2 pseudogenes are annotated in these 1,516 nt (G+C 50.4%); one reads left to right on the top strand and one right to left on the bottom strand.

The annotated features are described in order from the left end of the window. Positions 1-167 precede the first annotated feature (167 nt). Positions 168-1,358: pseudogene (locus HEN33_RS24915) on the bottom strand (IS3 family transposase). A gap of 37 nt (positions 1,359-1,395) precedes the next feature. Here HEN33_RS24915 and HEN33_RS27215 point away from each other — a divergent pair. Then, positions 1,396-1,467, top strand: a pseudogene (locus HEN33_RS27215) (hypothetical protein); the annotation flags it as partial. Positions 1,468-1,516: the final 49 nt, after the last annotated feature.

The raw sequence follows: 1,516 nt of genomic DNA, 5'->3' as shown, positions 1-1,516 counted from the left end.
AAATAGATTGAACTTTACTCATCCGTTGCTTCTTCCTATTGATTATAATTTATGGCTTGAATCTATTGATAAGGAAGGATTAGATACGATTGCCAGTGAATTTGAAATATCTTTAAATGACTTAATTCCTGGCTTAGTGATCCTACCCACGTAATATGGACACAGGCCTAAGCGAGGTTCTGGTTTTCAAATTGTTCCGGACTGAGGCCGCCACACCAACTGTGCCGCCGCCACCGATTGTAATCACATTCGATATAATTAAATACCGTTGCCCGCATTATTTCCCGGCTGATAAAGTGTTCTCCATGGATACATTCCACTTTCAGCGAATGAAAGAAGCTTTCCACGCAGGCATTATCGTAGCAGCAACCTTTTGCGCTCATACTTCCACGCAGATTATGCCGCTTCAGTTGCGCCTGATAATCTGCTGAACAGTACTGGCCTCCACGGTCCGTGTGAACGATAACGTTCCGGGGCCTCTTACGCCGCCACAGCGCCATCTGCAGGGCATCGCAGGCCAGTTGCGCCGTCATGCGTGGCGACATTGACCAGCCAATAACGGCACGTGACCACAGGTCAATGACCACTGCCAGATACAGCCAGCCTTCATCTGTACGTAAGTACGTGATGTCTCCTGCCCACTTCTGGTTCGGGCCACTGGCGTAAAAATCCTGCTCCAACAGATTTTCTGACACAGGCAGGCCGTGTGCGCGGTAGCTGACCGGGCTGAACTTCCGGGAGGCCTTTGCCCTCAGTCCCTGACGGCGCAGGCTTGCCGCCACGGTTTTTACGTTAAAGGGGTAACCCTGAGCACGCAGTTCATCCGTCAGGCGTGGGGCACCGTAACGCTGTTTTGACCGGGTAAAAGCCGCGAGGACAACGCTGTCGCAGTGTTGGCGGAACTGCTGACGCGTGCTTATCCTTGTCCGCCGCTGACACCACGTATACCAGCCGCTGCGGGCCACCCGGAGCACGCGGCACATTGCTTTGATGCTGAACTCAGCCTGATGTTTTTCAATAAAGACATACTTCATTTCAGACGATTCGCAAAGTATGTCGCGGCCTTTTGGAGGATAGCCAGTTCCTCTGCCTGCTCCGCCAGTTGCCGCTTCAGGCGGGCATTTTCAGCGGCCAGTTCACTTTCACGCTCTGACGAACTCATTTGTTGCTGCAGTTTGCTGCGCCACGCATAGAGCTGTGATTCATACAGGCTGAGTTCACGGGCTGCGGCAGCAACACCGATGCGTTCAGCAAGTTTCAGGGCTTCACTGAGAAATTCAGGCGAATGCTGTTTACGTTTTTTTACTGGTTGAAACTGTTTTGTCTTGTGAGTCACCTCTGACTGAGAGTTTACTCACTTAGCCGCGTGTCCACTATTGCTGGGTAAGATCACAACACTTTAAAATGCCCTATATAGGGTTAACCAGTAATTATCTGTATGATAGCTTTGAGTTCGGGAGGAGGTAATGACTCCAACTTACTGATAGTGTTTTATGTTCAGATAATGCCCGATGAC

The organism is Escherichia sp. 94.0001 (genome assembly GCF_013369155.2).
In the GTDB taxonomy this organism is placed as follows: domain Bacteria; phylum Pseudomonadota; class Gammaproteobacteria; order Enterobacterales; family Enterobacteriaceae; genus Escherichia; species Escherichia coli_F.
This window is presented reverse-complemented; position numbering and strand designations above follow the sequence as displayed.